Below are 6647 nucleotides of genomic sequence, written 5' to 3'. Positions count from 1 at the left end.
GTTCCCCCTATTCCCTATTCCCTATTCCCTATTCCCTTCCCTGTCCCCTCGCCCACTCCGCGGCCGCGGCGAGATCCGGCGGAAGCGGCGAATGAAACGTGAGCGGCTCGCCCGTGCGGGGGTGCGTGAAGCGGAGCTCGGTGGCGTGAAGGAACTGGCGGGGGACGCGCTTGCTCAGCCCCGCAGCCCAGATGCGGTCCGCGCCCGTGATGCCCCGCTGCCGCTCCGGGCCGTACGTGCGGTCGCCCACCACCGGGTGCCCGATGTGGCGCAGGTGCACGCGGATCTGGTGCGTGCGCCCCGTCTCCAGTTCCGCCCGCACCAGGTCCGCCGCGCGCCACCGCTCCACGCGGGTGAAGCGGGTGCGCGCCACCCGGCCGTCCGGCACCACCGCCATCCGCGTCCGCTCCGTGGGGTGCCGCCCGATGGGCGCGTCCACCAGCATGGCGTCGTCCGGCAGATGGCCCCAGGCGGCGGCCAGGTACACGCGCTTCACCCGGCGCGCCCGCAGCTCGTCGGAGAGCACCTGGTGCGCGTCGTCGGTCTTAGCCACCACCATCAGCCCCGACGTGTCGCGGTCCAGCCGGTGCACGATCCCCGGCCGCAGCACCCCGCCGATCCCCGACAGGTCGCGCACGGCGTGCAGCAGCGCGTTCACCAGCGTGCCTTCCGCGTTCCCCGGCGCGGGGTGCACCACCAGGCCGGGCGGCTTGTCGATCACCAGCAGGTCGTCGTCCTGGTAGGTGATGGAGAGCGGAATGTCTTCCGCCGCCATGGGCGACGCCGCCGGCGGGGGCACGCGCACCTGCACCCGGTCGCCCGCCGCGGGAATGTCGCGCTTGCGCGGCGGGGCGCCGTTCAGCAGCACGCGCCCGTCTTCGATCAGCTTCTCCACCCGGCTTCGCGACAGGCCCAGCCGGCCGGCCAGCCAGCTGTCCAGCCGCTCGCCCGCCTCGTCGCCCACCACGAACTCGGTGGCGCCCTCCTCAGGTCGCGACAACGTCTTCTTCCGCTTCCAGCTTCTTTTCTTCGCGCCACAGGGAGACGGCCAGCAGCAGGGCGCCCACCGTCACGCCGATGTCGGCCACGTTGAACACCGGCCAGCGGTGCTCGCCCCAGCCGAAGTCCAGAAAGTCCACCACGCCGCGCGACGAGCGGATGCGGTCGATCAGGTTGCCGATGGCGCCGCCCGTCACCAGCGGGATGGCGTACATCCGCAGCCGGTCGTTCCAGTCGGACTGCCGGTACATGCCGAACAGCGCGGCCGACGCCACCAGCGCCAGCACGCTGAACAGAATGCGCGACCATCCGCCCAGGTGCAGCCCAAAGGCCGCGCCCGGGTTGTAGATGTACGTCAGCCGGAAGAAGTCGCCCAGCACGGGCACCGGGCTGTACAGCCGCAGAGTGTTCTGGACGAGCACCTTGGTGGCCTGGTCCAGAAGAATCCACCCGACGACCAGGGTCAGGTACAGCGCCGTCTTCTTGCGCGCCTCGTCCGCCGGGGTTCCGGCGCGGATCGGTTCCGCCATCGTCACTCCCCGTCCTGTACGCGCCCGATGGCCACCGTCCCCGCCACGCCGTCCAGATCCACCTCGCGCGAGGCCTCGTACCGCTCGAACTCCACCACGCTGCCGTGCTCCACCTGCACCGCCAGCGTTTCTCCCGCCACGAACTCGCCCCAGCGCTCGGCCACGTCCAGGATTTCCCCATCGCCAAAGATGCCCAGGCGAATGCGGTCGCTCACCTGGAATCCGCTCTCCTTGCGCAGGTTCTGCACCCGGTTGACGAGTTCGCGCGCCAGCCCTTCCAGCCGCAGCTCGGGCGTGAGCGTGGGATCCAGCGCGATGGTAAAGCCGCCTTCCGCCGCGATGGCAAAGGCGCCCCGCGCGCCCTGCACGATCTCCAGGTGCTCGCCGCTCAGCTCCAACTCCTCCCCATCCACCGTAACCGTAAGCCGCTCGCCGCGCCGGAAGGCGGAAAGCGCGTCCGACCCCAGCGCGCGCACGGCGTCGCCCACCCGCGGCGTCCGCTTTCCGAAAGCCGCGCCCAGCGCCTTGAAGATGGGCCGCGCGCTGAACGTGACGAGCTCCTCCGCGCGGTGCATGAACTCCACCGCGTGCACGTTCAGCTCGTCGCGCAGGATGCCGAGCAGGGTGTCGTCCACCTCGTAGCCGTCGGGAACCACGGCGTACACGGTGCCCAGCGGCTGGCGCACGCGGATGGAAACCTGCTCCCGCGCCGCGCGGCCCAGCGTGGACAGCGTGCGCACGGCGTTCATCCCCCGCTCCAGCTGTTCATCCCTCGCGGCGCTGTCGACGGGCGGAAAGCCGGACAGGTGCACGCTTTCGCCCGTGAGCGCGTGGTGCAGCCAGTCCGACAGGAACGGGGCCACCGGCGCCATCAGCTGCGCCGTGGTCACCAGCGCCGCGCGCAGCGTGGCGAAGGCGGCGCGCGTGTCCGCCCGGTCCGCACTCCCCCAGAAGCGGTCGCGCGACCGGCGGACGTACCAGTTGCTCAGGTCGTCCGTCACAAAGTCGCTCACCGCGCGCACGGCGTGCGTCAGGTTGTAGCCCTCCAGGTCCGCCGTCACCTCCGCCGTCACGCTGGCCAGGCGGCTCAGCAGCCAGCGGTCCAGCACGCCGCGCTCGGCCGGCGCGGGCGCCTCCGCATCCGCCGTGAACCCTTCCAGGTTGGCGTAGAGCGCAAAGAAGCGGTACGTCTGGCGCAGCGTGTCGAACGTCTTGCGCTGCACGTCCTTGACGCCTTCCGGATCGAAGCGCTTGGGCAGCCACGGGTGCGACGAGCCCAGCAGGTACCAGCGAATGGCGTCGGCGCCGAACTGGTCTACGGCCTCCTGCGGGTTGACCGTGTTGCCGCGCGACTTGCTCATCTTCTGCCCGCTGGCGTCCAGCACCAGGTCGTTGACGACCACGTTGCGGTACGCCGGGCCGCGCCCCAGCAGCGTGCTGATGGCCAGCAGGCTGTAGAACCATCCGCGCGTCTGGTCCACCCCCTCGCAGATGAAGTCCGCGGGGAACTGGCGTTCCTGCACGTCCTGGTTCTCGAACGGGTAGTGGTGCTGCGCAAAGGGCATGGCCCCGCTGTCGAACCACACGTCGATCACTTCCGGCGTGCGGCGCATGGTCCCGCCGCAGTCGCAGGGGAACGTCACCTCGTCCACGAACGGGCGGTGCGGGTCGGGAAGCTCGGCCAGCCCGCTCTTCTGCTTCAGTTCATCGAACGAGCCGATGAAGTGGATGTGCGACGGGTCGCGCTCGCACACCCACGCGGGGAGCGGCGTGCCCCAGAAGCGGTTGCGGCTGATGGCCCAGTCCACGTTGTTCTCCAGCCACTCGCCAAAGCGGCCGGCGCCCACCTCAGGCGGAAACCAGCGGATCTGCGCGTTGTCGGCCAGCATCTGCTCACGCACCTGCGTAGTGCGGATGAACCACGAGTCGCGCGCCATGTACAGCAGCGGGCTTCCGCAGCGCCAGCAGTGCGGATAGCTGTGCTCCTCGCGCGACGAGCGGAACACGCGACCCAGCCGCTTGAGCTCGATGACCAGGTCCGTGTCCGCGTCCTTGGCGAACACGCCGGCCACGAGCGGGATTCCTTCCTTGAACCGCCCCCGGTCGTCCAGCGGCATGATGATGGGAAGCCCCACCTCCTGCCCCAGCTTGTAGTCGTCCGCGCCGAACGCCACCGCGGTGTGCACGATGCCGGTGCCGTCCTCCGCGGTCACCCACTCCGCGGGATGCACCTGCCACGCGCGGTTCACCACCTCGTCGCTGAAGCCGACGGGGTGCGCCCAGTCCAGCGGCCGCTGGTAGCGAAGGCCGACGAGTTCCGACGCGGGAAAGGTGCGCACGATTCCTTCTTCCGAGCCGAACAGCGGCGCCACGCGGGCGCGGGCCAGCACGTAGCGGTGCTCCTCGTGCGCCACCTCGGCGTACTCGAACTCCGCGTTCACGGCGAGGGCCACGTTGCTCACCACGGTCCACGGCGTGGTGGTCCACACCAGGAACTCGCGGCCGTCCGGCTGGCCGTCCGCGTTCAGGATGGGCGCGGTGAAGTAGAGCGACGGGTCCTTGACGTCCTTGTAGCCCAGCGCCAGCTCGTGGCTCGACAGCCCGGTGCCGCAGCGCGGGCAGTAGGGGAGCACCTTGTGGCCCTTGTAGAACAGGCCGCGCTCGCTGATCTGCTTGAGCAGCCACCAGACGGACTCGATGTATTCCGGGTGGTAGGTCACGTACGGCCGCGAGTAGTCCAGCCAGTACCCGATGCGGGCGCTGAATCGCTGCCATTCGTCGGTGTACGTGAGCACGCTCTCGCGGCACACTTCGTTGAAGCGGGCGATGCCGATTTCCTCGATCTCGCGCTTGCCGCTGATGCCGAGCTTCTTTTCCGCCTCGATCTCCACCGGCAGGCCGTGCGTGTCCCACCCGGCAATGCGCGGAACGTAGCGCCCCTGCATGGTGCGGAAGCGCGCGACGGCGTCCTTGATGGTGCGCGAAAAGACGTGGTGAATGCCGGGGCGGCCGTTGGCCGTGGGCGGGCCCTCGTAGAACACGAAGGGCTCGCCGTCCTTTGTGCGCTCCAGGCTCTGGCGAAAGGTGTCCTCGGCCTGCCAGCGGCCCAGGACCTCTTCTTCCAGCGCGTTGACCGACGGGGGAAGCTCGGGAAAGTTCTTCATCGACCGATCTGATGACGACAGCGCCGCACGGCGGCGGATTCACGCGAAACGCGGAATATAACGCGAGCGGCAAGCGCCGCGACCCCGGTGGGCTCAGATTCCGCAGGTTCGTTGAGGACCGCCGACAACCGCACGGCATCCCGATCAAACAGGCTTGTGCCGTGCCTCACGTTCCGGCACTGTGAGCCGCCGCACGAATTCGGCGATGGAGAACAGAGGAGTACCGTGAACGAGAAGAAGCTGCAGGATTTCGGTGGATCGCTCGCCGTCGCGCTTCCGGTCGCGGTGGCAGACAGACTGAACCTCGGCGCGGGCGATCCCGTGTGCATTGTCGAGACGGAGGGCGGAATCCTCATCACGCCCTACCATCCGACTCTCGCGCGGGCCACCGCTGCAGGAACCCGGATCTCCGAACGGTACCAGAACTCAGTCGGAAAACTGGCCGCGTGAGCTTCTGCCGGGCACTTGGCAGAGGATTCACATGGTCGACTGTGCGGATGCAGAGCTTGGCGGCGTAAATGGCACGATATGGTTCTACGCCGTACATTCCCACGGCAGCAAAGTGGCCTGGGTCCTGCCCACCACCAAGTGGCAGGTCCTACCCCGCCCCGACTGGAGTTCACGCAATATGGGAGTCCCGCTTCTGGCCCTTGTGGTTGCATCGCTCGGACCTCTGGACCCGCCGGCCCGTACGGATTGCATCGTCGATGTTCGGGCCGAAACGGTTCGCTGTGCCAAGGCGGGTTGGCGTCCGCATGACAGAGCCGGACCTCCTCGCGATCAGGACCTGATTGAGATCGTCGCTCAGGGCATCACCAGAGATCCCGCGGCGGGCACGGTTACCGTGAGCCTTGCGGTTCAGAACCGTCGGCCGTTTGCGATCGGTACTCCTGACGGCGCCGCACGCACAGGCCTCAAGGTTTATCTTGAAAGCGGACCGACTGTCACGAGGCCCAGAGGGATGCCCGGCTCGGCGCTGGTTCTAGCGAACGCGAGCGGCGTAATCGACGTCCGCAGCACGGGAGATCAAGGCTACATGGCGTACGACACAATCCTTGCCCCGGGCGAAACGACCGCCGCGGCGCCATGGCGGTGGACTGTTCCACCCGAGGTACAATCATTCTCGTTCTCGGTGCGGGTGGTGGGTGCAAATCCGGCAACGGTTGCGGCCGCCTCTGGAGGGGGTTCCCTTCCTGGTCTGGTCCGGTGCGAGGCTCGTTTTGAGGACATGTGCGTTCCCGACGTCCTCGACATCGTCTTTCGACCCGGTGCCACCGCGGACGAGCGTCAGGCGGCTGTTGATTACCGGCGGGCCACACTCATATGGGAATCGGGTGACCGGGCCAGGGTCCTTGTTCCCGCGCGGGGTTCCATCAAACGTTTGCTGGAATACGAGTTCTCATTCCGGCTCCTTGCCGAGGTAGCGGAAGCCAACCACATCCGGAACATGTCGCTTCAGATGCTGTCTACTCCCCGCGAATGACGGGGGCGACCGGGCCCCGACTGACCGCGTGTTTTCCTCCCCAGGCATCCCCCTTCTCGCCCAGTGCACCCGGCTGACGCAGATCCGCAATTCCCCATTCTCCTTCCTGAACGAGCTATCCATGCAGAGAAGTACGTTGTATGCCGCGGCACTCACCTGTGTCGCGGCGGTGATCGCCGGTGCCTGCAGTGACGCAGAACTCTTGATGCCGGATCGACAAGAAGTTTCGATCGCAGTTGCGGAGTGCACGGCCGATACCGACCGGATGATGCTGACTTGCAGAGCGCAGGCCGGCGTCGGCAAGCGAGACTTCTCGGCCGCGATTTTCGGGCAGAACCAGATGAAGATGGCATCATCGAATCTGGTGGGTGATACGGTCGCCCAGACCTTCGCTGTGGATGTGACCACCCAGAATCTTCTGACCTACCCGGTCGGTACACCGGACGGGGTAACGAAAACCGGCCTAAAAGT

The 6647-nt window shown here is 67.7% G+C and carries 6 protein-coding genes; 3 read left to right on the top strand and 3 right to left on the bottom strand.

Annotation, left to right across the window (positions count from 1 at the left end):
- Nucleotides 1-28 precede the first annotated feature (28 nt).
- From VF665_RS11150 to ileS, 3 genes are read right to left on the bottom strand one after another with little or no spacing between them, the layout of a single operon-like run.
- Nucleotides 29-1000, bottom strand: coding sequence for an RluA family pseudouridine synthase (locus tag VF665_RS11150; RefSeq protein WP_331053507.1), 972 nt, complete (start codon nucleotides 998-1000; stop codon nucleotides 29-31).
- Nucleotides 987-1529 carry a signal peptidase II gene (gene lspA, locus VF665_RS11145; protein WP_331053506.1) on the bottom strand — a complete coding sequence of 181 codons (543 nt, stop codon included), beginning with the start codon at nucleotides 1527-1529 and terminating at the stop codon, nucleotides 987-989. Before lspA ends, VF665_RS11150 begins: the two co-directional genes overlap by 14 nt.
- Nucleotides 1530-1531: 2 nt before the next feature.
- Nucleotides 1532-4693, bottom strand: a complete 3162-nt coding sequence (ileS, locus tag VF665_RS11140) for an isoleucine--tRNA ligase (protein ID WP_331053505.1) — start codon at nucleotides 4691-4693, stop codon at nucleotides 1532-1534.
- Between the two features lie 225 nt (nucleotides 4694-4918).
- Between ileS and VF665_RS11135 the strand changes: the two genes are divergently transcribed.
- The 3 genes from VF665_RS11135 to VF665_RS11125 form a co-directional block, all read left to right on the top strand.
- Entirely contained in the window at nucleotides 4919-5143 is a 225-nt protein-coding gene (locus VF665_RS11135) for an AbrB/MazE/SpoVT family DNA-binding domain-containing protein (RefSeq protein ID WP_331053504.1), read from the top strand.
- A gap of 31 nt (nucleotides 5144-5174) precedes the next feature.
- Entirely contained in the window at nucleotides 5175-6176 is a 1002-nt protein-coding gene (locus VF665_RS11130; protein ID WP_331053503.1) for a hypothetical protein, read from the top strand.
- Nucleotides 6177-6297: 121 nt separating this feature from the next.
- Nucleotides 6298-6647 (top strand): hypothetical protein (locus VF665_RS11125; RefSeq protein WP_331053502.1); only part of this gene is annotated, 350 nt, incomplete at its 3' end.

The organism is Longimicrobium sp. (genome assembly GCF_036387355.1).
Lineage (GTDB): Bacteria > Gemmatimonadota > Gemmatimonadetes > Longimicrobiales > Longimicrobiaceae > Longimicrobium.
The sequence above is the reverse complement of the archived record's forward strand: the minus strand, read 5'-3'. Positions and strand labels throughout refer to the sequence as shown.

What these genes read in the sequence shown, in the direction of transcription:
- lspA (WP_331053506.1), bottom strand. Translation starts at nt 1,529, where the DNA reads ATGGCGGAACCGATCCGCGCCGGAACCCCGGCGGACGAGGCGCGCAAG.
- ileS (WP_331053505.1), bottom strand. Translation starts at nt 4,693, where the DNA reads ATGAAGAACTTTCCCGAGCTTCCCCCGTCGGTCAACGCGCTGGAAGAA.
- VF665_RS11130 (WP_331053503.1), top strand. Translation starts at nt 5,175, where the DNA reads ATGGTCGACTGTGCGGATGCAGAGCTTGGCGGCGTAAATGGCACGATA.